Annotated in this window: 23 protein-coding genes; 17 read left to right on the top strand and 6 right to left on the bottom strand. The window is 41.5% G+C overall.

The window, feature by feature from the left end; all coding sequences use genetic code 11:
* The first annotated feature begins 208 nt into the window (after nt 1-208).
* The 7 genes from ACFSR6_RS08640 (at nt 209) to ACFSR6_RS08610 (ending at nt 7642) form a co-directional block, all read left to right on the top strand.
* On the top strand, nt 209-286 hold the full coding sequence (locus ACFSR6_RS08640; protein WP_082035969.1) for a potassium-transporting ATPase subunit F: 78 nt from the start codon (nt 209-211) through the stop codon (nt 284-286).
* A gap of 36 nt (nt 287-322) precedes the next feature.
* Entirely contained in the window at nt 323-2041 is a 1719-nt protein-coding gene (gene kdpA / locus ACFSR6_RS08635; RefSeq protein ID WP_379077675.1) for a potassium-transporting ATPase subunit KdpA, read from the top strand.
* A gap of 98 nt (nt 2042-2139) precedes the next feature.
* Entirely contained in the window at nt 2140-4167 is a 2028-nt protein-coding gene (gene kdpB / locus ACFSR6_RS08630) for a potassium-transporting ATPase subunit KdpB (RefSeq protein WP_379077672.1), read from the top strand.
* A 107-nt stretch (nt 4168-4274) separates the two neighbouring features.
* Entirely contained in the window at nt 4275-4835 is a 561-nt protein-coding gene (locus ACFSR6_RS08625) for a K(+)-transporting ATPase subunit C (protein WP_379077669.1), read from the top strand.
* Nucleotides 4836-5035: 200 nt separating this feature from the next.
* On the top strand, nt 5036-6106 hold the full coding sequence (locus ACFSR6_RS08620) for a porin (protein WP_379077666.1): 1071 nt from the start codon (nt 5036-5038) through the stop codon (nt 6104-6106).
* Nucleotides 6107-6257: 151 nt separating this feature from the next.
* The gene (locus ACFSR6_RS08615) at nt 6258-6506 is read left to right on the top strand and encodes a hypothetical protein (protein ID WP_379077663.1); all 249 of its coding nucleotides are present in this window, start codon (nt 6258-6260) and stop codon (nt 6504-6506) included.
* Between the two features lie 5 nt (nt 6507-6511).
* Nucleotides 6512-7642: a sensor protein KdpD gene (locus tag ACFSR6_RS08610; RefSeq protein ID WP_379077660.1), complete on the top strand. Its 1131-nt coding sequence runs from the start codon at nt 6512-6514 to the stop codon at nt 7640-7642.
* A gap of 179 nt (nt 7643-7821) precedes the next feature.
* On the opposite strand, the gene ACFSR6_RS08605 is transcribed toward ACFSR6_RS08610, so the two are convergent.
* On the bottom strand, nt 7822-8364 hold the full coding sequence (locus ACFSR6_RS08605) for a DoxX family membrane protein (RefSeq protein WP_379077657.1): 543 nt from the start codon (nt 8362-8364) through the stop codon (nt 7822-7824).
* A 268-nt stretch (nt 8365-8632) separates the two neighbouring features.
* Here ACFSR6_RS08605 and ACFSR6_RS08600 point away from each other — a divergent pair, with 268 nt between their 5' ends.
* The 4 genes from ACFSR6_RS08600 to ACFSR6_RS08585 all read left to right on the top strand — a co-directional run bounded on the left by ACFSR6_RS08600 (nt 8633) and on the right by ACFSR6_RS08585 (nt 12211).
* The gene (locus ACFSR6_RS08600; protein WP_379077654.1) at nt 8633-9064 is read left to right on the top strand and encodes a hypothetical protein; all 432 of its coding nucleotides are present in this window, start codon (nt 8633-8635) and stop codon (nt 9062-9064) included.
* A gap of 175 nt (nt 9065-9239) precedes the next feature.
* Nucleotides 9240-10034, top strand: a complete 795-nt coding sequence (locus tag ACFSR6_RS08595) for an SDR family NAD(P)-dependent oxidoreductase (RefSeq protein ID WP_379077651.1) — start codon at nt 9240-9242, stop codon at nt 10032-10034.
* Nucleotides 10035-10199: 165 nt separating this feature from the next.
* Entirely contained in the window at nt 10200-11021 is an 822-nt protein-coding gene (locus ACFSR6_RS08590) for an alpha/beta fold hydrolase (protein ID WP_379077648.1), read from the top strand.
* A 221-nt stretch (nt 11022-11242) separates the two neighbouring features.
* Entirely contained in the window at nt 11243-12211 is a 969-nt protein-coding gene (locus tag ACFSR6_RS08585; protein WP_379077645.1) for a helix-turn-helix transcriptional regulator, read from the top strand.
* Here ACFSR6_RS08585 and ACFSR6_RS08580 read toward each other — a convergent pair.
* Together ACFSR6_RS08580 and ACFSR6_RS08575 are read right to left on the bottom strand one after the other, a co-directional pair.
* Nucleotides 12208-12666, bottom strand: a complete 459-nt coding sequence (locus ACFSR6_RS08580; RefSeq protein ID WP_379077642.1) for a DinB family protein — start codon at nt 12664-12666, stop codon at nt 12208-12210. The two genes, ACFSR6_RS08585 and ACFSR6_RS08580, sit on opposite strands and share 4 nt — an antisense overlap.
* A gap of 118 nt (nt 12667-12784) precedes the next feature.
* Nucleotides 12785-13177, bottom strand: a complete 393-nt coding sequence (locus ACFSR6_RS08575) for a winged helix-turn-helix transcriptional regulator (protein ID WP_183761390.1) — start codon at nt 13175-13177, stop codon at nt 12785-12787.
* Between the two features lie 91 nt (nt 13178-13268).
* Here ACFSR6_RS08575 and ACFSR6_RS08570 point away from each other — a divergent pair, with 91 nt between their 5' ends.
* Nucleotides 13269-14009 carry an SDR family NAD(P)-dependent oxidoreductase gene (locus ACFSR6_RS08570; RefSeq protein ID WP_379077640.1) on the top strand — a complete coding sequence of 247 codons (741 nt, stop codon included), beginning with the start codon at nt 13269-13271 and terminating at the stop codon, nt 14007-14009.
* A gap of 262 nt (nt 14010-14271) precedes the next feature.
* Here the strand turns inward: ACFSR6_RS08570 and ACFSR6_RS08565 are convergent, their stop codons facing one another.
* Nucleotides 14272-15033 (bottom strand): response regulator transcription factor, encoded by a 762-nt coding sequence (locus ACFSR6_RS08565; RefSeq protein ID WP_379077637.1) that lies wholly within the window; start codon nt 15031-15033, stop codon nt 14272-14274.
* Nucleotides 15034-15122: 89 nt separating this feature from the next.
* Here ACFSR6_RS08565 and ACFSR6_RS08560 point away from each other — a divergent pair, with 89 nt between their 5' ends.
* Both ACFSR6_RS08560 and ACFSR6_RS08555 read left to right on the top strand, forming a co-directional pair.
* Entirely contained in the window at nt 15123-15365 is a 243-nt protein-coding gene (locus ACFSR6_RS08560) for a hypothetical protein (protein WP_379077634.1), read from the top strand.
* A 5-nt stretch (nt 15366-15370) separates the two neighbouring features.
* Nucleotides 15371-16084: a DUF3667 domain-containing protein gene (locus ACFSR6_RS08555; RefSeq protein ID WP_379077631.1), complete on the top strand. Its 714-nt coding sequence runs from the start codon at nt 15371-15373 to the stop codon at nt 16082-16084.
* 227 nt (nt 16085-16311) lie between these two features.
* On the opposite strand, the gene ACFSR6_RS08550 is transcribed toward ACFSR6_RS08555, so the two are convergent.
* Together ACFSR6_RS08550 and ACFSR6_RS08545 are read right to left on the bottom strand one after the other, a co-directional pair.
* Entirely contained in the window at nt 16312-17844 is a 1533-nt protein-coding gene (locus ACFSR6_RS08550; protein ID WP_379077628.1) for an FAD-dependent monooxygenase, read from the bottom strand.
* A gap of 73 nt (nt 17845-17917) precedes the next feature.
* Nucleotides 17918-18748, bottom strand: coding sequence for a helix-turn-helix domain-containing protein (locus ACFSR6_RS08545; protein ID WP_379077625.1), 831 nt, complete (start codon nt 18746-18748; stop codon nt 17918-17920).
* Nucleotides 18749-18971: 223 nt separating this feature from the next.
* Here ACFSR6_RS08545 and ACFSR6_RS08540 point away from each other — a divergent pair, with 223 nt between their 5' ends.
* The 3 genes from ACFSR6_RS08540 to ACFSR6_RS08530 all read left to right on the top strand — a co-directional run bounded on the left by ACFSR6_RS08540 (nt 18972) and on the right by ACFSR6_RS08530 (nt 24963).
* Entirely contained in the window at nt 18972-19289 is a 318-nt protein-coding gene (locus ACFSR6_RS08540) for a DUF6660 family protein (RefSeq protein ID WP_379077622.1), read from the top strand.
* A 113-nt stretch (nt 19290-19402) separates the two neighbouring features.
* Nucleotides 19403-23779: a CusA/CzcA family heavy metal efflux RND transporter gene (locus ACFSR6_RS08535; RefSeq protein ID WP_379077619.1), complete on the top strand. Its 4377-nt coding sequence runs from the start codon at nt 19403-19405 to the stop codon at nt 23777-23779.
* Nucleotides 23780-23820: 41 nt separating this feature from the next.
* Nucleotides 23821-24963 (top strand): efflux RND transporter periplasmic adaptor subunit, encoded by a 1143-nt coding sequence (locus tag ACFSR6_RS08530; RefSeq protein ID WP_379077616.1) that lies wholly within the window; start codon nt 23821-23823, stop codon nt 24961-24963.
* Nucleotides 24964-25036 lie beyond the last annotated feature (73 nt).

Genomic DNA, 25036 nt, shown 5'->3' with positions numbered 1-25036 from the left:
TTTTTTGCTTCATTTTAATTTATTTAAAATAATTTTATTAACTTGTTGTTTATCAGGTGTTTGTTGGGGTAGTGTCTTTTGTGGTATGAGAGTTGGCTATTGGCTTGTAAAATCATAACAATCATGACAATATTACTTTTTTTAATCTTAGTCCTGCTCTGCTGGGCTACTTATAAATCAATCGATTGGTTCGAAAAAATCTAACATTATGATCGCATTATTCATCATCGCAATCGCCGTATTTATCTATATGATCTACGTGCTGATCAAACCCGAAAAATTTTAATCCCACCTCTGTAGAGGACATTAACAAATTAAAAAAATGAACACTGAATTAACAGGCATTATTGCCACTTTCCTGCTTACCATGGTTATTGCAATACCATTGGGTAAATACCTGGCTAAGGTTTTTGCAGGAGAAAAAGTCTGGACAGATTTTTTAAAGCCATTGGAAAATGGTATTTACAAGCTTTCCGGAATTAACATTAAGGAACAGATGAACTGGAAACAGCAGTTAAAAGCACTGCTTACCATTAATATATTATGGTTGGTTTATGGTTTCTTTGTACTCATTTTTCAGGATAAGCTCCCTTTTAATCCCGATGGAAATCCGGGTATGACACCGGATCTTGCTTTTAATACCATTATCAGTTTTGTTGCCAACTGTAATCTCCAGCATTATTCGGGCGAGAGTGGCGTAAGTTACCTCACCCAGCAATACGTGCTCATGTTTCTTCAATTTGTAAGTGCAGCAACAGGTATTGCCGCTGCCGTAGTGTTTTTTAAGGCTTTTAGGGATAAAACCACAACAGAGCTAGGTAATTTCTGGGAATTTTTTGTAAAATCAATTACCCGTTTATTATTGCCTCTATCTTTTGTGATGGCCTTAATCTTAAGTTTTAACGGCACTCCGGCAAGCTATGAGGGTAAAGATCAATTTATTTCCCTTCAAGGCGATACGGTGCATGTTTCAAGAGGGCCTGCTGCCCAAATGATTGCCATTAAACACCTGGGTACAAATGGTGGAGGGTATTTCGGCGCCAATTCTGCGCATCCATTTGAAAATCCAAGTTATTTTACCAATATGGTTGAACTGATTGCGCAGGTAATCATTCCTGTTGCAATGGTAATTGCTTTCGGTTATTTTATCCGCAGGAAAAAATTAGCCTGGACAATCTTTGGGGTGATGACCATTGGTTTGTTTATGTTGCTCATTCCTATGCTAAGCTCAGAACTGGGAGGAAACCCGGCCTTGGCGAAAATGGGCATTTCTCAAACTACCGGGGCAATGGAAGGAAAAGAAGTGCGCTTTGGTCCTGCCGCTTCAGCCTATTGGGCAACGGTAACTACCATTATTTCTACAGGTTCTGTGAATAGTATGCACGATAGCAGCATGCCGATGTCAGGTACATGGCAGTTACTAGGAATGATGATCAATTCATTTTACGGAGGCTGTGGGGTAGGTTTGCTGAATTACTTCATTTACCTGATTGTTGCCGTATTTATTTCAGGTTTGATGGTAGGAAGAACACCAGAGTTTCTTGGGCATAAGGTAGAAGCCAGGGAAATTAAGATTGCAGCCATTATCACTTTACTCAGTCCGTTCCTCATTCTTGCCGGCACAGCTGTGGCAAGCTATATCTTCACCAATCATGGCAATGCCGCATGGGCTGTTCAGCCTAAAAACTGGCTCAATAACCCAGGTTTTCACGGATTCTCTGAAATGCTGTACGAAATGACTTCATCGAACGCCAACAACGGCTCTGGATTTGAAGGACTGGGAGATAACAATATGTTTTGGAATCTGTCTACAGGTATTGTAATTTTCTTAGGCCGTTTCTTGCCCATTATCGGACCGGTTGCCATTGCCGGATTACTGGGAGCCAAAAAATTCATCCCTGAATCGGCCGGTACACTTAAAACAGATACCAAAACCTTTGCACTGATGACTTTTGCCGTGATCCTAGTATTGAACGCATTATCTTATTTCCCTGCATTGGCTTTAGGGCCCTTGGCAGAATATTTTACCATGCTTAAATAAATGAGTTTGTCACATTGAGCCTGATGGGCCAGAATAGCAAACCACACAATAATCTGTGAAATCAATTAAATCTGTGAAATCACATAACGAATAAAAAAATGAAACCCAATAATAAATTGTTCGAAGCAGCCATGGTGCAAACCGCACTAAAACAATCTTTCATTAAGCTTGATCCGCGGGTAATGGTACGGAACCCCGTAATGTTTACCGTTGAAATCGGTACGCTGATTATGGCTTATGTTACGGTATACTCTTTCAGCAAGAGCGGACAGGGATCACCTTTATATAATTTCTTTATCTTTTTGGTACTGTTGCTTACAGTATTGTTTGCAAATTTTGCCGAAGCCATTGCGGAGGCCAGGGGCAAAGCACAGGCCGATAGTTTACGCAAAACCCGGGAAGAAACACCAGCTAAAGTGCTTTTGGCAAACGGGACCATCGAAATCCGTTCATCCAACCAATTAAAAAAAGGCGATGTGTTTATCTGTGTAACAGGCGATACCATCCCAACTGATGGAGAGATTATTGAAGGTATTGCCACTATTGACGAATCGGCCATTACCGGAGAATCTGCCCCGGTAATCCGCGAATCTGGAGGTGATAAATCTTCGGTAACAGGTGGAACAAAAGTTTTATCTGATGAAATCAAAGTTAAGGTGAGTACTGCTCCCGGCGAAAGCTTTTTAGACAAGATGATCGCTTTGGTTGAAGGTGCTTCACGTCAAAAAACACCTAACGAAATTGCCTTAACGATTTTGCTGGCCAGTTTTACCCTTGTATTTATCATTGTTTGTGTAACACTGAAACCTTTTGCAGATTACGCTAATACACCAATTACTATTGCCGCCCTGATCTCGCTTTTTGTATGCCTCATTCCAACCACCATTGGCGGACTTTTATCTGCCATCGGTATTGCCGGAATGGACAGGGCATTAAGGGCAAATGTAATTACCAAATCGGGTAAAGCTGTAGAAACTGCAGGCGATATTGATGTATTGCTTTTAGATAAGACCGGAACCATTACCATTGGTAACCGTAAAGCGACTAATTTTTATCCAACTGCCGGTGTAAACATTAAAGCTTTTACCGACGCCTGCGTGTTAAGCTCATTGGCAGATGAAACCCCTGAAGGAAAATCGATCATTGAACTGGCTGCCGAACAAGGTTTCAAATCTGCCGGAACACCTGAAGGATCAGCATTCATCAAATTTACAGCTGAAACCCGTTCAAGTGGGTTAGATACCGCCGACGGAAGAAGGATCAGAAAAGGTGCTTTCGATTCGATCAGGAATATTGTACAAAAAGCCGGAAACCACTTTCCATCCGACATTGAAAACCACGTAAAAACAATTGCTACCAACGGTGGAACGCCGCTAGTGGTATCTGAAAACGAAAAAGCCCTTGGTGTAATCGAATTGCAGGATATCATTAAACCAGGTATCAGTGAACGTTTTGAACGCCTGCGAAAAATGGGGGTAAAAACAGTAATGGTGACTGGAGATAATCCTTTGACAGCTAAATATATAGCAGAAAAAGCAGGTGTTGATGATTTTATTGCCGAGGCTAAACCCGAAGATAAAATGAATTACATTAAAGACGAACAGGCCATAGGTAAGCTGGTTGCCATGATGGGCGACGGTACCAATGATGCCCCGGCTTTAGCACAGGCCGATGTGGGTGTAGCCATGAACAGCGGAACACAAGCTGCAAAAGAAGCAGGTAACATGGTCGATTTGGATAACGATCCTACAAAACTGATCGAGATCGTAGAAATTGGTAAGCAATTGCTGATTACCCGCGGTACCCTCACCACTTTTTCAATCGCCAATGATGTGGCCAAATATTTTGCAATTGTTCCAGCCTTGTTTATCGCATCAATTCCTGCTTTGCAAAGCCTGAACATTATGGACCTGCATTCGCCAGAATCAGCTATTATGTCGGCAGTTATTTTTAATGCCATCATTATTCCTATCCTGATTCCGCTGGCATTAAAAGGTGTGGCTTACAAACCTATAGGTGCTACTGCTTTACTTCGCAGAAACCTTTTTATATATGGTATCGGTGGTGTGGTAGCTCCATTTATAGGCATTAAAATAATTGATTTATTAGTAGGTCTGTTTGTGTAAAACAATCTGTCATTCTGAGCGTGGCGAAGAATCTTTATCAATGAAGTAGTTGCTAAAGATGCTTCGTACCTCAGCATGACACCAAGGAAATTTAAAAAAATACAAAAATGAAAAAGTACATCATTCAATCAATCCGCTTAACACTTGTATTATTGGTATTGTTATGTGTGGTATATCCTGTTAGTGTTGCCTTGATCAGTAAAATATCTAAAGGAAATGGTGGAGGAGAAAAAATCACCAAAAATGGTAAAACCGTAGGATACGCATTATTGGGTCAGTCGTTTACCAAACCTCAATATTTTTGGGGACGACCATCAGCTGTAGCCTACAATGCGGCAGGTTCTGCAGGTTCTAACAAAGGGCCATCCAACCCCGATTATTTAAAAGAAGTACAATCGCGTATTGATACGTTATTGAAATATAATCCTGGCATTAAAAAATCGGATATTCCGGCAGATATGGTTACCGCATCAGGAAGCGGACTTGATCCAAATATTTCTGAGCAAGGTGCAGCCATTCAGGTACAAAGGGTTGCTGCAGCCCGCAAAATCGATGTTAAAAAAGTGAAAGAACTTGTGGCTATGAATACCCTGAAACCATTTATGGGACTTTTTGGCCCTTCATCGGTAAATGTATTAAAGTTAAATCTTGCCCTTGATGAGCTTTAATTAGTAATGCCGACATCCAGACCGTAGCGGAGAGATTTACTATTTGTTTAAGGATCTCTCCATTCCACTTCGTTCCAGTCGAGATGACGACCCCTTTATTAACAATCAGTTTCCCAAAACAATAACAATGGTAATGCATTAAGGTCTGGTATCAACAGCCTGGGCCTTAGGCTTTGCCCTATACAAAACAATCAGATAAAATGAAAAAAATTCTTTTACTTGCCGCTACGCTTACCACAGGATTCTTGGTTAAAGCACAAGAAGAACCAAAAATTAAAATAAGTGGTTATCTTGAAGCCTATTACGGATACGACTTTAATAAACCTGCAGACCATAATCGCCCTGGCTTTATTTATTCCCATAACCGCACAAACGAAGTAAACCTGAACCTTGGTTTTATTAAGGCTGCTTACGATAGCGGAATGATCAGGGCCAACCTAGCGGTAATGGCAGGAACTTATGCTAATGCCAATCTTGCGGCCGAACCAGGGGTTCTGAAAAATATCTTTGAGGCAAATGCAGGGGTGAAATTATCTAAAACAGAAAATCTGTGGATTGATGCCGGAATCTTTTCTTCGCACATCGGTTTCGAAAGTGCGGTTTCGAAAGATTGCTGGGTACTTACCCGAAATATTTCTTCAGAAAATACACCTTACTATGAATCGGGTGCGAAAATTACCTATGGTACCCAAGATGGTAAATTTACAGCTAGCGCATTATACTTAAACGGGTGGCAGCGCATTACCCGCCTGAATGGGAATAATAAACCGGCCGGCGGACTTCAGCTGACCTGGAAACCAACAGATAAAATTACCGTAAATTACAGCAATTACCTTGGAACGGAAGGGGCCGATTCGGTGAGGGTGAACAGGTTTTACCATAATGTTTATGGTATCTTTCAGCTTACTGATAAATTCGGTGTAACCCTTGGATTTGATTATGGCACGCAGCAGAAACAAAAAGGCAGTAGCGATAAAAGCGAAGTGATTTCTCCTGTCGTTATTGCGCAATACAAGTTTGCACCAAAATGGGCAGTTGCCGGAAGGTTTGAATATTATGAAGACAAAAATGGAATTTTTATTGCCACGGGCACGCCACAAGGTTTTAAAACAAAAGGATATTCTTTAAATCTTGATTATTCGCCAATTGCAAATGCTGTTGTGAGGTTGGAAGGAAAAGCTTATGATAGTAAGGATAAAATTTTTGCGAGGCAGGGCGATGCAGTTAACGCTAATGCCAGCCTAACCGCAAGCATTGCAGTATCGTTTTAATACGCAGTTCGTCATTTCCAACTTAATTGGAAATGACGATTACTCATTAAGATTTGTCATTCTGAGCTTGTCGAAGAACTAGCCAAAATGTATGGTAAAGCGTTTCAACAAGCTCAACGTGTCAGACTAGCATAATTTTAATATTAAAACAATGCATCCTTACATAGAAATTCTGTTTAGCCTGTTTTTAGCGATCTCTGGAATGCTGATGATCAGAAAACTCAGTTCCTTAAAAAGGAGAAGAACATCCAACATAAAGAGAAGTTATGCAGCAGAAAAACAGATCAAACTGATTTTCAAAAAGATTTCGCTTAAATTTATGATGGTTTTATTCGCCCTTATTATGATTGTTGCCATCACCATATTAATAGAAAAAGGAATAATGACTGTTACCTGGTAAATATTATGGAAGAAGAACAAAAAGAAGAGTCTGTAAGGCACTTTTTAGATCTGGTTAAAAAATCGAGGCGTGGAAAGCTCAAAATCTATATCGGTATGAGTGCCGGTGTGGGTAAAACTTACCGGATGCTCCAAGAATCGCATGCATTGCTGCGAAATGGCGTAGATATTTGCATTGGTTATGTCGAAACGCATAAAAGGGCAGAAACAGAGGCACTTGTTGCGGGTCTTCCGGTTATTCCGCGACGGAAAATTTTTTACCGGGGCAAAGAAATTGAAGAAATGGATCTGAAAGGGATTATGAACCGCCATCCCGAGATTGTTATTGTAGATGAACTTGCCCATACCAATGCCGAAGGCAGTAAAAATACCAAACGCTGGCAGGATGTTTTCGATCTGCTCGAAGCGGGGATCAGTGTAATTTCGGCAGTTAATATCCAGCACCTGGAAAGCATTAACGAAGAAATTGAGCAGATTACAGGCGTAGTGGTTACTGAAAGGATCCCGGATAAGATTTTGGAGATTGCAGATGAAATCGTAAACATCGATCTTACGGCTGATGAACTGGTTACCCGCCTTAAAGAAGGTAAAATCTACGATCAATCAAAAATCGAGAGGGCATTGAGCAATTTTTTTCAGTCTGATAAAATTCTTCAGCTGCGCGAACTGGCCTTAAAAGAAGTGGTACACCAGGTAGAACGGAAAATCCAGACCGAAATTCCCAAATCGATCAAACTTAGGCCCGAACGTTTTTTGGCCTGTATTTCTTCAAATGCAGAAACTGCAGGGGTAGTAATCAGGAAAACAGCAAGGCTCGCTTCCTATTACCGATCGCCATGGATGGTGCTGTACGTGCAGAGCGATAGTGAAAGCCTGGAACGTATTAAACTGGATAAGCAACGCCACCTGATTAATCATTTTAAACTGGCTACTGAACTGGGTGCCGAAGTAATAAAAATAAAAAGCAACGCCATTACCAAAACAATTATAGATATCGCTTCCGAAAAGGAGATTACCACGATATGTATCGGCAAACCCCATCTAAATATTTTTCAGGTAATTTTACGTACAGCGGTTTTTAATGGTTTATTGAAGAATCTCGCGATGAAGGATATTGATTTGGTGATTCTTTCTTAGAGGAGGAAAACATCATTGCATGGATCTGAAAGCTTAAGTAATAAATAAACTGCTATTAAAAAACAAAACAGACCTTATTTGTACAGAATCTGTTTTATAAATTGTTTTTCGCTAGGTGTAAATTATGAATAAGCTTCCCTCTACATTTTTTTAAAAATGTGAAATAAATGTTTGTGGTTTTACGCTGTTTTCATTCTGATGATGCGCCTGATTCTGCCGAAGCGCTTTTCAAGTTTTACAGCCTTTTCTTCCAACACCAGCTTATTTATTAGCTTTTCGCCCTTAAGCGTTGCGCCTATTAAAATTCCGCCAGAAATTAATACAAAGTTTTTGATAATATATTGACCTAGTAGTGTAGGCACCAACACAGAATGATGGAAGGTTTCGTGCGGGAAAAAGATCAGCGGAAGAAATGTTCCGGCCATCTGCATATACAATAAGATCAGGGTAAGTCTAAGCCATGCTTTCGTTATTAAACCCAAACCGATAATACACTCCCAAATGGCAAGTATGGGCACGGATATTGATGGTTTTACCAATCCAAAAGTAAGTTTAAGAATGGTACGACCTGCAATTTCTTCTGCAGCGCTCACACCGGGGAAAAATTTCAGTAGGCCAAACCAAATAAATATTATACCAAGGCAGATACGCAAAATATTGATTCCATTCCGTGCCTTCCAGGCTACAATTTTTGCCTCTGTTTTTCCGCTGATACTGAACATTTTTTAGGTTTTAGTATCAGCATATACGGGGATAAATAGCTTATAGTTTACTTCAAATTGGAGTTATTTACACTTTTAGGATGTTAAAACGTTTTTTTTCTAAATTATATTTCTCTCCTAGTCTTAGTGTCTCGCTAAGACAATTACTACCAACTGTACTATAAAATCCCATCTTAATATTTTTCAGGTAATTTTACCTACGGCAGTTTTTAATGGTTTATTGAAAAATCTGGTTATGAAAGATATTGATCTGGTGATTTTATCATAAATGGTTATCCAAATTTTCTCAAATTTATCAAAACCATATCACTCAAATGGGGTTGAAATAATAAGACCTATGAAGAGCAATATGGAAAAAAAAGATACTAAAACCCGTTTAATTAATGAGATTACCACCACAGGATTACAAAGTGCAGCTAAAAAATTAGGCACATCAGTCAGTAAAAAACAGGTCAGAAGAGGTATTTCGAAAAATATCGGTTTAATAAACGAACTATTTCGCATTGCTTTAATCAAGCATAAAGATTCATCAAAAAAAACGCAGCGGAATATTGAGTTAGCTGGCCTTGGTGTAATTGCAGCACATACTTTTTACCGTGGTTTGAAAACGAAAAAGCGCTTGTTGATTTATGAGGGGATTTTCCTGGCTGCAGCACTTGGCGGCGTGTTATTGGTTACACAGCTTAATGCCTTAGAGTAAAAGATTGATTTATGAACAGCCCTTAAAGCGGTTTTTGTATTTGCTGTTTTATTTGTTACCTGGTGGTTTCATTTTAGCATATTTCTATGACACTTTTCAGCTAGAAAATTGTTCAGTTTGTATTAGCCATTGGGCAATTTAAATTTTATCGGAAACATTATTTAAAAATCACAGAATGGATTTACAGCTAAAGAATAAAACAGCTTTTATAAGCGGTTCTACTGCGGGTATCGGATTCGCAATTGCCGAAAGTTTATTAAAAGAAGGTGTAAAGGTAATCATCAATGGCCGATCGCAAAGCAGTGTAGATGACGCCATAAAATCATTGCAAGGTATTGCTGGCGCCGAATTCGTTTCGGGCATTGCAGCTGATTTTTCGAAAGCTGATGAGGTAAATAATTTGATTGATAAATTACCCGAGATTGATATTCTGATTAATAATGCCGGCATTTTTGAACCTAAAGCTTTTGAAGAGATCAGTGATGAAGATTGGTTCAGGTTTTTTGAAGTCAACGTGATGAGCGGAATCCGGTTGTCGCGGCAGCTATTTCCGAAAATGTTAAAGAAAAACTGGGGCAGGATTATCTTTATTTCCAGTGAATCGGCAGTATTTATTCCGGATGAAATGATCCACTATGGTATGACTAAAACTGCACAGCTGGCGGTTAGCCGAGGCCTGGCAGAGTTAAGTCAGGGTTCTGAGGTAACGGTTAATTCAATTTTGCCGGGCCCTACAAAATCAAAAGGGGTTGGTGGTTTTATTGAAGATTTAGCCAAAACGGGAAATATCACCGTTGCTGAGGTAGAAGCCGATTTCTTTAAGAACATGAGGCCTACCTCATTATTGCAACGCTTTCTTGATGTTAGTGAAATTGCAAATGCCGTTACTTTTTATGTAAGTCCATTAGCCTCCGGAACCAATGGAGCGGCCATTAGGGTAGAGGGCGGCTTAGTGAGATCAATATTATAAGCATATAAATAAATAGCAGGTTCTAAGTATATCAATGAACTTTAAATTATTATTTTCAGGTTTTAAAAAAGACTTTTAAGAATGTATAATTCTTTTGAGCAGATTCATTAAGAATCAATCTAATGCGCATATCCAGATTTTTTTCACCTACTAAAATCAAAAACAATGAGTAAGATTACAGTAAAAGACGGAACCGAAATTTATTACAAAGATTGGGGAACCGGACAGCCACTTTTTTTCCATCACGGTTGGCCATTATCTGGTGATGATTGGGATGGACAGATGATGTTTTTCCTTAAACAGGGTTTCAGGGTGATCGCACATGATCGCCGCGGACATGGAAGGTCTAGCCAAACAGCAGTAGGGCATGAAATGGATACTTATGCTGCTGATGTTGCAGCGCTTACAGAGGCACTTGATTTAAAAGATGCCATACACATCGGGCACTCTACCGGTGGCGGAGAAGTGATCCGTTATGTGGCAAAACATGGGAAAGGCCGTGTGGCCAAAGCAGTATTAATTAGTGCGGTTACACCGATTATGGTTCAAAACAACACCAATCCTGATGGCATTCCACTTGCTGTGTTCGATGAAATACGTGAAGGTACAGCCTTTAACAGGTCTCAATACTTTCAGGATTTTACCATACCTTTTTATGGGTATAACCGTGAAGGTGCGAAAATATCGCAGGGCGTTAGGGATAATTGGTGGCGCCAGGGCATGATGGGTGCTGTAAAAGCACATTATGATTGTATTAAGGCCTTTTCTGAAACAGATTTTACCGAAGACCTTAAAAGTGTAGATATTCCTGTACTCGTAATGCATGGCGAAGACGATCAGATTGTGCCTTTCCAGCTTACAGGGGCAAAAGCTGTAAAACTCTTAAAAAATGGAACCCTGATCTCGTATCCCGGTTTCCCTCATGGTATGCCAACCACCGAAGCAGCAACGATAAATAAAGACCTGTTGGCCTTTATCAAAGCATAAACAGGAAGGATTATCCAATCTTATAATGAACCAAAGCCTTAAATGTAAATTTTAAGGCTTTTTTATTTTAAACCAAACGCAAAGCCCTGTTGGTTTCAGGAACTTTTTGCAAAACGGAATTCCTTAACTTGTGCGGTTCATCAGAAAATTTATCGTCAAAGTAATGCTCTGCTAAGGGTAAACCAGCTAAATTAGCTGTTAATTAAATACCTGCATTTAACATGGATATTACCAAAAGATTTGACCGGATACTACAGATATTTTTTCTACTGCAGTCTAAATCTGTAGTAAGTACGGAAGAATTACAAAAGCGGTTCGAAATCAGCTTAAGGACAATTTACAGGGATTTAAAAGCGCTGGAGATTGCCGGTATTCCTATTGTAAATGAATCAGGGGCTGGTTATTCGATTATGGAAGGCTTTAGGTTACAGCCATCGAGGTTTAGCCAGGAAGAAATTCTCAGTTTAACGGTTGCCGAAAAAGTAATGCAGAAACATGAAACCGAATTTGTTAAAAAACATTTTGAGGCGGCACTAATTAAAATAAAAAGTTCTTTTCAGGTGCATCAAAAAAGAGATTTTCTGCATTTGGAAGACGCAATACATCTTAAGAAAAACTTTAAATCCATTGATTACCTGCCCAATATTATCGATATTTTACTCAATAGTACGATAAAGAAAAAAATAACGCATATCCACTACGTCAAAAGTGGCGATCTTCATGAGGTTGGCAGATCTGTAGAGCCCATTGGCGTATTCTACGAACATAATCTTTGGTATCTTTTGGCCTATTGCCATTTAAGAAAAGATTACCGCAATTTTAGACTGGATAGGATTAAAAAGGTATTAATGCTGCAGGATAATTTTACCATTGCGCACCCGCCAATTAATGAATTCCGCGATAAAGATTTTTCCGAAAACAGGATGCAAATTAAAATCAGGGTAGACCGGAAGTATGCGAATTATTTATATTGGGACCGCCAGATTTTCGGGTTTGCAGGAGAAGAAATATCAGGTGATTTTGTAGTAATGTATTTCGACTGTTCTCTGCCTGTGGTTTCCTTTGTACGCTGGTTTATTAAATTTGTTGATGTAGCTGAAATTATAGAACCAGCCCATTTAAATAATGAGCTGGTTGAAATCATGGAATCTGGATTAAAGAGAATAAACAAGCAACTGCTTAATGCTTAATACCGGTCCCAAAAAAATGGTGGCTCAATACCCAATGCCCTTAAGTATACAAAGCCCTGGCCGCGATGGTGTATTTCGTTATCAATGAAATACAAGAGGTGGCTAAGTATCGTAAACTCGTACTGCCCGAATAATTTAATGGTTTCGTGAAACTGATCTTCAGAGATCTGGTTAAAATACTCCTCGATTTTTGGGGTATCTTCATCCCATTTTGCCAGTAGCTCCGCTTTGGTATGAAGAGGCAGATCGTGGCTAAATGGTGCTGTTTCCCTGGTAACCATTTCTTTTAAACCAGGAACATCAATCGATAATAATTCTTTAATTAATGCTGCAAAAGGTCTCATTCCGCCAATTGAAAATTCGAATAATTCTTTTTCCGGAAATTTTTCAATGGTTTTTCTGGTTAGTTTTCTGTGGCCTAACCAATGTTGCAGTAATTCGCTTTTAGTAATCATAGTTGCTGATATTTTGTTTTATTATTTAATAGAATAAAGCTAAAACCGGCCTATGACAGCTGTTTGTCAGTAGAAAAATGAAAGATTATTTTTTATTTATTTTTTTGAACACGACCGGCTACTGCTCCAGCACTACATCCGTAGGTAACTCCTGAGTTTGGTTGATGTGCCCGCGGTACATGTTGCCCCAGTCAGACATGGCATCGAGCATTGGTTTCATGGTAAGGCCCAGGTCGGTTAACCGGTATTCTACCCTTGGCGGTACCTCCGGAAAAACAACACGTGTAATGATCTGGTCTTTCTCCAGTTCCCTTAGCTGCGCCACCAACATCCGTTCTGATATGCCAATAATGTCTTTTTTAAGCTCGCCATAGCGCATGGTACCATAAGAAAGACGACATAATATGGCTGGTTTCCACCTGCCGCCTATAACAGCCAGCGATGAAGCCATACCACAACTGTCGATCATCATTTTTTCGTTCAAAGCATTGGTTGACGTCTCTTTTCTCATTTTTTACTTTTTTGTTAGTACCTAACAATTTGATGTTTACCTGCAAATTTAAAGTATCTCTTTTACATTAGCCGAAAATTTAAAAAATCATATGAAAAAATTAACAGATAAAATTGCACTGGTAACAGGGGGAAGCCGGGGCATAGGAGCAGCAATTGTAAAAAGGTTGGCAGCAGAAGGTGCAAAAGTGGTATTTACTTATGCCAATTCAGCTGAAAAAGCTTTGGCAGTAGTGGCTGACGTTGAAGCTGCGGGTGGGCTTGCTGTTGCATTAAAAGCGAGCAGTACCGTAGCAAGTGAGGTAAGTGGAGCAGTGACTAAAACCATTGCTGATTTTGGCCATATTGATGTACTGATCAACAATGCAGGTATCTACATTGGTAAGGCTTTTGAAGAACATACACTTGAAGATTATAACGAAATTATGGCGGTTAATGTACAGGCCGTTTTTGTGGCTGCCCTGGCTGCGGTAAAAGGTATGCCCGAGGGTGGGCGGATTATCACCATTGGCAGCAACATGGGCGATAATGCGCTTGGTCCTGAAACCACCTTATATACCATGAGCAAATCGGCACTTCAGGGTTTTACCCGTGGTTTAGCCCGCGACCTCGGCGCCCGAAAAATTACAGTAAACCTGATTCAGCCCGGACCAATCAACACGGATATGAACCCTGCCGACGCGCCATTGGCTGATTTTCTGAGAACGCGTATGGCGTTACCAGATTACGGTACAGTAGAAGATATTGCTGCATTTGTGAGCTTTATTGCAAGTGAAGAGGCCAGATACATCACTGGTTCGTTTTTAACAATCGATGGTGGTTTAAATGCTTAAGGCTATGTGGTAAACCCAGGCTTTGGTCATCCCGTTTGGATACATTTTTTGGGGTAGTTTTTTACAAAAAACAAAGGAGTTGAGATGACAGATTGAGAAATCTTTATTTCTGCCACAATGGAGAAATCTTTTAACCTGGTTCAAAGATTTCTCTATTTCGCTCCGCTTCAGTTGAAAGATCGCCCGTTTTTTTGAAATCTGTTATAGATGGGGTATATAGAAGAAAGCTATAGTTTTTACAAGCACTTTTGCTGAGCGCAAACTAAATTATTTTATTGTTAACTGCGCGCGAAAGTGCTTCAACCATATTACCTACCTCCAATCTTTCAAAAATTCTTCGCCTGTAATACTTTACGGTATCAGGAGCAACAAATATTTTTTCGGCAATCTGGTTAATGGTTAAGCCTTGGGCATGCAATTGCAATATTTCAATTTCTCTTTTAGTGAGTTTGGGTTTTTCTGATTTCTTCCACATTTTGGTCGTGGTATCCAGGGCCCACAGCTCATCGGTACCTTGTTTGTAGATACAGATATTGCCCGCCTGTTGATGATGGGATAGGGAAACTACACACATTGCTTTCCACATCTTACCTTCGCCAGTTAAAAATAAGGGCGTAAGCTTATGGTTAATCAGCATGGGTTTACCCTCCCGGCTAATCAGATGAAAATCGTAAGTGATGCTATAATGTTTTTTTTCGATACCTGGCAGTTTTGCGAAAAAATCGAATCCCGCGTCATTAATCAGACTCAATAAAACGAGATCCTTTTCAGGAACATTTTTAAAATAAAATTCATAGCCTAAATCCAATACCTCTTTGGGCGAATAACCACATAGAAACAAGGGGTTTTCTGAAACATATTCAAATGCCATTTTTTCGTAATCGATCACATATACGCTTTCGTAGGTTAAACGGGCGAAAGCTTTTATAGCTTCCATATAATCTTGCTGTTGGAGAAGGTCTTCAGTTGATATTTTTTCAACTTTATTCTTGGTAAGCAAAGAGGAGGTGGTGTTGTCTTTCATTTTACGGGATGGCTTAATAACAAATTTACACTAAAGTGTAGTCCCTGAAAATATTTTTGTGCCCACTTTTACAGAAAAGATTTTGAACGATGAAAAAATGGTCTGAATTAAGCTTGGAAGAATTAAACAAAACCAGCTCGAAGTTAAAGGGTGTATTAATTGGATTTATCATATTAGGTGTGCTTATCGCTTTAGCCTTGCTCTTTCTCAAGGCAAAACTAGTGTTATTTGTCCCGGTAATGGTTTTGCCCATTACCTGGTTGCCAATCTACAGCACTTTAAAATCGGTAAATGATGAGATCAGATTACGTAATTCACCAGAGGTTAAATAGGTTACATGCATCCCGATTCAATAAGTTGTAGAAACTGCAGTCATATTGTAAACGATAATTTCTGTGGTCATTGCGGTCAGCCAATGCATGTTGAAAGGGTAGATGCCCATTATGTTCTGCATGAAATACAGCACCTCTTACATTTCGAAAAAGGAATATTGTTCACGGTAAAAGAACTGCTGATCAGGCCTGGCCAAAGTATAAGAACATTTATTACCGATAATCGGAACCGCTTGGTAAAGCCAGTTATATTTATCGTTGTGAGCTCATTAATTTACACGGTAATTAGTCATTTCTTCCACATAGAAGAGGATTATGTTGAATTTACTGAGGTAAAAAAAACAAGTGTTGGTTTAATCTTCGATTGGGTAGCGGGGCATTACGGTTATGCCAATATTTTAATGGGCGCCTGCATTTCCTTATGGTTAAAACTATTTTTTAAAAAATACAACTATAATTTTTTCGAGATATTGATCCTGCTGTGTTTTGTGATGGGAATTGGCATGTTAATTATATCTGTTTTTGCCATTGCCGAGGGGCTAAGTAAAATCAGTTTTATGAAAGTTTCCAGCATTATAGTAGTTGGTTATAGTACATGGGCAATAGCACAATTTTTTAACAGTAAAAAAATAGCTAACTATTTAAAGGCAATTATTGCTTACGGCCTGGGGATGTTAATGTTTGGCCTTTTGGTAGTATTTTTAGGGGGTTTCGATTGATTTGTTGATTAAACATTAAAAGTTCGTAAAATCGCACAATTTCTATCTCCCAATAACTAACCAATGTTTATTTATACCCTCGGGGCATTGTCATTGCAGGCAGGCTTCGTCGTTCCTTCTCGCAATGACGAATTTCTACAGGAATCTGTCAATCGTGGCGTGACAAACTTTTAAAGAAACTTGTTTTATAATACCATCTCTTTTAGCATTGACCAAAATTCTGATTTTTATACAAACCATTTTGTAATTGCTTTTTGCAGCTCACTAATGTTTATCTCCTCATCAGTAGCCCAGGCTACAATTCCATCCGGGCGGATCAGTGCGGCCGATAACCCTAATTGCTTTTTCGCAGGTTTCGATATATAATCAACCTGATGGTATTCGACGGCTAAATTGCTAAGTGTAGCATTGTGGCTAAAATCGAGCAGGATACCCTGGCCATTATGCATCAGCTGGCCAATTTTTGTACCATCTTCAAATTCAAAGTCAGGGACACTGCAGCCAATTAGCGGATGTTTCCCCCCAAGGTTAATCTGAGTAGAAACGCCCCAAACCCTGCCGGCAAAATAAGTGGCGCCATCAGTGGTATTGATAAGATCGGTAATAATGGCATGCAAAGCACGGGCATTGGGGTCAGGTTTCATAATGGTGGCCTGAGCGCGCGACCAATCGAGCACCTGTGCACCAATGGGATGCCGTTCTGTAACATAGCTGTCCAATAAACCTTCAGGAGCTTTCCCCTGGATGGTGGCTGCAAGTTTCCAGCCCAGGTTCATGGCATCACCCATGCCCAGGTTAAGCCCCTGGCCACCTAAGGGTGCATGGATGTGAGCCGCATCTCCTGCTAAAAGTACGCGTCCGTTTCGGTAGGTTGTGGCTTGCCTTGCCCGGTCGGTCCAGGTACTTGCAATATGGAGCGTGCTGATGGTAACACCGGTATCTGAAACACGACGCAGCACCTCCTGCAGATGTTCGCGCGTTACAGGCTTCGCTGATCCATGAAATGCACCACCATCAAAATCCTGTATGGCCAGGTAACCCGGTTGCGATTGCATATATACACCGGTCGGCGTTACATTCCGGCCTGGTTTAAGCACTTCCGGATTAAGGAGGTCTGCCTTAGCCGTGTAACCTGTAAATTCGGGCTCAGTGCCGGCAAATTCGAAGCCACCGGTTTTGCGTACCACACTCCGGCTTCCATCGCATCCTACAAGCCATTTACATTCGAAAGATTGCCCGCCTGCTTGTACAATTACTCCTTCATTATTTTGATGGAAACCTGTTACTGCAAAACCCCGTTTAATTTCAACGCCCAGGGCTTCTGCGCGTTTGGAAAATACAGTTTCCAGCTCATGCATTTCTGTAATTAAACTGGCAGGTGTGGAACCTGGCAGGCGATATTTCCACTGCGTGGTATCGATATCGCCATCATGGAACGGAATACCTGCGAAATGCCCTGCCTGGCGACGGGGCCCTTGCACGGCATTTTGATGAGGGTTTTTAAGGTGTTTATGAATTTCAAGTTCCTCAAATAAGTTACGGCGATAAAGTGCTTCAATTGTTGGTGACGATAAGCCACGGATGCCCAAGGGAAGCTGCTTTAAAGGCGAGTGCGCATCCACCGCTTTTTCGAGTACGAGTACCGAACATTTGGCTAAGGCCAATTCGCAGGCCAGGAACAGGCCCACAGGGCCAGCACCAGCAATAATAACATCGTAAATGGTATGAGTGTGTTTTTTATTTTTAATTGTTGTGTTCATATGGTATGATTAGAACACAAAATTCAATAATGCCTGGCGGCCAGGCTTGTACAAACACGACAATCTTTTTTATTCAGGAGGAGAGATTAAGCAAGTCATCGCTTAACATTTGTTGGCCTGTTTTTGCCTTACGGGCAAATGCTGCGGGGCTGATACCACTATAACGTTTAAATTCACGGCTCAGGTGAGATTGATCGGTGTAGCCAAACTCATGCGCCAGACTGGCCAGGTTGGCATTTGGATCCATCCACAATCGGTTGCGTACCTGCTCAAAACGCATCAGGCCCGATACATCTTTAACAGTATGGCCGGAAGATCGTTTAAAGTTCCTTTCCAATGTACGCACGGTTACATGTGCCGCTGCTGCTACCTCGCTTACCGGTATAGTGCCCTTTGCGGCCTGCATCGCGGTTCCAGCCTTGTATAACATGCTATTGGTTGCTACCTGCGCCCTGGCCTGTAAGAAATATTGTTTTACTTCAGCCACCGCTTCCGCTATTTTTCCATCAAGCACAAAGGCATTCAGTTTGGGTTGAAGCTGAGCCACAGGATGTTCGAATACGTGTAATGCACGCTTGTTGGGTGGGAGACCAAGTAAATCGAATACAGTCCATGGAAAACACCTGATACCAATGGTTTCAAAGCGGTCTTTCGCGTAAAAAATAACAGGCTGATTAAGCAGGCCCATCATAAAAGGCGAAGGCAAAGGCCATAAAACCCCATCAGAAGAAATGCTGCAGCCGCTACCGAAATGAAAAATAATCTCAGCGTAACCATCAGGCACTACTTCAAAACCCGATGAGTCTGCTCTGGCCTCTCTTCTGTTGTACCAGAAGCACTTTATCGTATCCTGCAGTTCCTCCGGAGCTTCGAATTCCTGATGATGCATTTTAATTGGTGGCATATCCGATGTATTGTATACAAGTATAGGGCTTATTATATTATTTTCAATTGGCTAAGGGTTCCTATATGCTCAAAGGCATTAAGCTAATGATGCAAAAGGAAACTTGAGTAGCTCATCCAAATGGTTTTAAAGAAACATTGGAGAATGGGTTATCAATTAATAAGGGATTTTTAATAAAAGCGGTCTTTATGAATTAAAAACTTTAATCATTACATTTGCCCTTGTGAAAAACTTTGTATTCCTTTTTTCTTTTTACCTGATCCTTCTGGGTTTTATGCCCTGCCAGGACAAGGAAGATATGGTTTCCAAATCTCACACAGAAAACATTGTGCATAGCAATCAATCAAAAACTGAGCATAGGTATGGAGAATCCTGTCCGCCGTTCTGTAGCTGTACCTGCTGCTCGGTCGGTCAGCACTTTCCATCCGAAAAATTAACAGATCTGATTGTTCCTGTGTACAGAAAGCCTTATCCGGTTTTCCAATGCTCCGCATTGAAAAAACAACCCTTCGATATTTGGCAACCGCCTAAACTCGTTTAAATCAATTTTTTATCTCATGGTAATGTCCATGAAAGCATGCTTTTTACACGCAAATTTTGCATCATCAAGTGCAATGATGGCGTGCTATTTATTGATTTTTGATTTAAACGACAATGCTGAACAGAATAATACAATTCTCCATCAGGCAAAAACTGTTGGTTGGAATTATGATGCTGGCGCTGATAGCCTGGGGCATATACTCCCTTAGGCAGCTGCCTATAGATGCCCTTCCTGATATTACCAATAACCAGGTACAGATTATTACTTCTTCGCCAAGTAACGGTGCTGAAGATATTGAACGCTTTGTAACCTACCCGGTAGAGCAAACCATGGCCACTATTCCAGGAATAGAAGAAGTCCGTTCCTTTAGCAGGTTCGGCCTTTCGGTTGTAACAGTGGTATTTAAAGAGGGTGTAGAGATTTACTGGGCCCGCCAACAGGTAAGCGAAAGGCTGGTTGAAGTAGAAAGGGCCATTCCGAAAGGGATAGGAACGCCTGAGATTGCGCCATTAACCACCGGATTGGGAGAGATTTACCAATACGTAATTCATCCCAAAAAAGGATATGAAAAAAAATATAATGCCACAGAACTCAGAACCATTCAAGACTGGATTGTTCGTCGCCAGCTTCTTGGCGTAGAGGGTATAGCAGACGTGAGCAGCTTTGGCGGCTACCTTAAACAGTATGAGATTGCCCTCAATCCAGACAAATTACGAAGCATGGATATATCCATCAGTGATATCTTTAGGGCGCTTGAAAAAAATAACCAAAACACCGGTGGATCTTATATTGATAAGAAGCCCAATGCTTATTTTATCAGGAGCGAGGGGCTTATCAACAGTATAGAAGACATTGAGAACATCGTTGTGCGGACCAATGAAAACAGCATTCCTGTGCTGATCCGAAATGTAGCAGAAGTGAGGATCGGCGCGGCCACCAGGTACGGTGCCATGACCAGGAACGACCAGGGTGAGGTAGTGGGGGCAGTAGTGATGATGCTAAAGGGCGCCAACTCTTCCAAGGTTATTGCGAACGTAAAAACCCGGATGGACCAGATTGCAAAAAATCTGCCGGAGGGAATCGTTATTGAGCCTTTCCTCGATCGTACCAAACTGGTAGACAATGCCATTGGTACGGTAACCAAAAACCTGGCAGAAGGTGCATTGATTGTGATTTTTGTGCTGGTACTGCTTTTGGGAAATTTCCGTGCCGGGATAATTGTAGCTTCAGTAATTCCGCTTGCCATGCTTTTTGCCATATGCCTGATGAACCTTTTTGGCGTCAGCGGAAACCTGATGAGCCTTGGTGCCATTGATTTCGGATTAATTGTAGATGGTGCGGTAATTATAGTAGAGGCCTCACTTCACCACCTGGGTATCCGAAAAAATAAAAACAGGCTCAGTCAACAGGAAATGGATGCAGAGATTTTTGAATCTGCTTCCAAGATCCGTAACAGTGCCGCCTTTGGCGAAATCATTATACTCATCGTTTACCTCCCGATTCTGGCGCTGGTTGGTATAGAAGGCAAAATGTTCAGGCCAATGGCTCAAACAGTGGCCTTTGCTATTCTGGGTGCATTTATCTTGTCGTTAACTTATGTGCCAATGATGAGTGCACTGTTGCTAAGCAAAACCATTAACACCAAACGGAATATCTCAGACAGGATCATGTCTTTTTTTCAAAGTGTGTATACTCCAATGCTCAATTTTGCACTTCGGGCAAAGATGGCAGTTGTAGGCATTGCAATAGGGTTATTTGTTGCCGGCCTTATTATTTTCAATTATCTGGGCGCCGAATTTATCCCCACACTGGAGGAGGGCGACTTTGCCGTAGAAACCAGGGTGCTTACCGGAAGCAGCCTTTCTCAGACCATTGAGGCCGCTACACGGGCTGCAAAGGTATTAAAGGCAAATTTTCCGGAGATAAAAGAGGTAATTGGAAAGATAGGCTCTAGCGAAATCCCTACCGACCCCATGCCGGTAGAAGCCTGCGACCTGATTATTATCCTAAAGGATAAGGGTGACTGGACAAGTGCTTCGACCAGGGACGAGCTTGCGGGTAAAATGCAGGCCAAGCTGGAACGGTATATTCCTGGGGTTACTTTTGGGTTCCAGCAGCCCATCCAGATGCGTTTTAATGAGTTAATGACGGGTGCGAGGCAGGATGTGGTCATCAAGATCTATGGAGAGGATTTTTCGAAGCTGAGTGCCTACGCAACCAAGATCGGTAACATCGCCAGAAAAATTGAAGGGGCCAAGGATATTTATGTGGAACAGGCCTCAGGACTTCCACAGGTGATCATCAAATTTCATAGAGAAAAGATTGCGCAGTTTGGGCTGAATATTGAGGATGTGAATACCGCTATCCGCTCTGGATTTGCCGGAGAGGTAGCTGGCCTGGTGTTCGAAGGCGAAAAACGATTCGATATGGTTGTCCGCCTGGAAAAAGAAAACAGGCAGTCGCTGGAAGATGTAAAGAATCTGTTTGTAACAGCACCCAATGGCAATCAGATCCCGCTGGAACAACTGGCTGATATCCAGTACAGGGAGGGGCCCAACCAGATCCAGCGCGATGATGCGAAACGGCGTATTACCGTTGGCTTTAATGTGAGGGGTAGGGATGTGGAAAGTATTGTAAAGGAAATTCAGCAGAAAATTGATGCAGAGGTTAAGTTTTTACCAGGATATTACCCAACCTTTGGCGGCACTTTTGAGAACCTGCAGGCAGCGACTAAAAGACTGGGCATAGCTGTGCCATTGGCCTTGTTGCTCATTTTACTGCTGCTTTATCTAACTTTTTCGTCGATAAAACATGCGCTTCTAATTTTTACCGCAATTCCATTATCGGCCATAGGTGGCATATTTGCCCTTTGGGCACGCGGCATGCCTTTCAGCATCTCGGCCGGCGTTGGCTTTATTGCGCTTTTTGGTGTAGCGGTACTGAATGGTATTGTACTTATAAGTGAATTTAACAGGTTGAAAAAAGAAGGAATGAAAGATATTTTCGAAATTATTAAAACAGGAACCTCGGTCAGGCTTCGCCCGGTGATTATGACGGCACTCGTAGCCTCCCTGGGTTTTCTTCCAATGGCCATCTCGGGTGGTAGCGGAGCTGAAGTACAACGGCCCTTGGCAACGGTTGTTATCGGCGGACTGATCTCTGCAACATTGCTAACCCTTTTGGTGCTTCCGGTGCTTTATATCTGGGTAGAAAAAATAGGCCGTAAAAAAGTAAAAATTGCTCCTTTGGCAGGTACAATAGTCCTGTTTATTACCTTGTTCGGATTGCAGCCCGCCAAGGCGCAAACTGCGCTAACACTCGAACAGGCTATATCTTCGGCATTGGAAAACAACCGGACCATTAACGGGGCTAACCTTGGTGTAGGACTGCAGCAGGTGCTTAAAAAGAGTGCTTTCGAAATGCCTAAAACAGAAGTTTCAATGCTTTACGGGCAATACAATAGCCTGGTGAAAAACGACAACAACTTTACCGTTTCACAAACGATCCCTTTTCCAACACTTTTTGCAGCAAATGCCGCATTAGGCGACGAACGGATCAAAGCAGGCCAGATTCAGGTTGCTTCAAGTAAAAACGAACTTGTTTTTCAGGTGAAGACGGTTTACACCAACCTTCAGTACCTCTATTCGAAGGAAAAACTGTTGCTTGAGCAAGACAGCATTTATAAGGGTTTTGTAAAATCTGCTTCGCTAAAGTACAAAACCGGTGAAGGTAACCTGCTGGAGAAGGTAGCCACAGAGACACAGCTCCAGGAGGTAAAGAACCTGCTCGATCAAAACCGGTCTGACATCGGAATTTATCAGGCGCAGCTTGCTACACTCCTGGGTAAGGGCGGGCCACCCTTGATAGCGGATAAGTTTTTAAAGGAGGCACCTGAAATTTCGATCGCGGATACGACACTTTTAAATGAAAATCCAACCCTTGCCTATTTCAGACAGCAGATCGTAATCGCCGAAAAACAACGTAAGGTAGAACTTGCCAAAGCACTACCCGATTTTACCCTTGGTTATTTCAACCAGTCGCTAACCGGTTTTCAAAACGTTAATGGAAGTGAGCTTTTCTTTGGCCGCGACAAACGTTTCCAGGGTTTTCAGGTGGGACTTTCCGTTCCCTTGTTTTACAGGGCCTATGCTGCGAAGGCAAAGGCCGCATCCATTAACAGGGAGATTGCTTCTAACGACCTGGAACTCCAGCAGCGAAAACTGACAGGCCAGTATCAACAGGCTTTTGGTGAATACCTGAAAAACAGGCAACGGTATAACTATTTTATGACTTCTGCCTCAGCCAATGCGGCACTGATATTAAAAAATAGCCGCATTGCCTATCAAAACGGAGAAATAGGCTATTCGGAGTACCTGTTAAACCTTAAACAGGCAAATGGTATTTATGAGGGGCGCCTGATGGCCCTCCTCCAGTTAAGCCAGAGCATTAACCAGATTGAATTTTTAACCGGTAACAACCAATCATTTTAAGCACAAATCTTATGAGATCCATATATAAATATCTTATCCTGATGTCCCTCCCAATTTATTTTGCTGGCTGCAGCAATCCCGGTTCGGAGAAGGAACCCGAAAAGGAAGCCGTTCACGAAAAAAGCGATATTGTAACCCTTACACCAGAGCAACACAAGTTATCGGAAATAACCCTGGGTGATATTGAACTGAAGGAATTAAGCGGAACAACGAAAGTTAACGGCATGCTCGACCTCCCGCCGCAAAGCCTGGTGTCTATATCCACACCGCTCGAAGGAATAGTAAAAAGTACCGACATGTTACAAGGAAAACGGGTAACCAAGGGAGCGCTCGTAGCCGTAATGCAGAATCCGGAATTTATTCAGATGCAACAAGATTACCTGGATTATAAAAGTCAGTTACAGTTCTTAAAGCAGGAGTTAGACCGCCAGGAAGAATTGGCCAAGGAAAATGTAAATTCTAAAAAAGCACTTCAGAAAGCAAGGAGCGAGTACCAGAGCGTGAACGCAAGATTGTTGGGACAACGCTCAAAACTTTCTTTACTGAATATCAGTTTTCCGGCACTGGAAAAAGGGCAGATCCAGAAAACCTTTAACCTCTATGCGCCGATGTCGGGTTACGTTACCCAGGTTAACACCAATATTGGTGCCTTTGCCAGTACTACCGATGTACTGTTTAAGATTGCCGATACCGAGCACCTGCATGCAGAGCTTACGGTATTTGAAAAAGATGTACCCAAGCTTAAGCTTGGGCAGAAGGTACGCTTTGTGCTGGCCAATGAAGAAAAGGAACGCATAGCAACCGTTTACCTTATTGGCAGGGAAATCAGTAAAGAACGTACCGTACAAATCCACTGCCACCTCGATAGGGAGGATACACAATTGCTTCCGGGCATGTACCTTAAAGCCTATGTAGAAAGCGGCATGAACAAGGTAGAAGCACTACCCGATGCGGCAATTGTTGAATTTGAAGGCAAAAAATTCGTGTTTATCGATCAGCCTGCTCTTAAAGACAGTAAGGATTACCGGTACCGGATGATGGAGGTAAAAACCGGAGTTGCCGAGAATGGTTATACCCAGGTTTCTTTTGCAGAGCCGATCAGTGAGGCGAAGGTAGTGGTTAAAGGTGCTTATGATCTGTTAAGCAAGGTCAAAAATACCGGAGAAGAGGGTGAAGGGCATTAAATCAGGTCAAAATTTATTGTAAAGGCCAGGTTGAGTTTCCAAACTCAACCATATTTCATCATCCGTAGAGTTA

This window comes from Pedobacter vanadiisoli, assembly GCF_042684385.1.
Classification (GTDB): Bacteria; Bacteroidota; Bacteroidia; order Sphingobacteriales; family Sphingobacteriaceae; genus Pedobacter; species Pedobacter vanadiisoli.
This window is presented reverse-complemented; position numbering and strand designations above follow the sequence as displayed.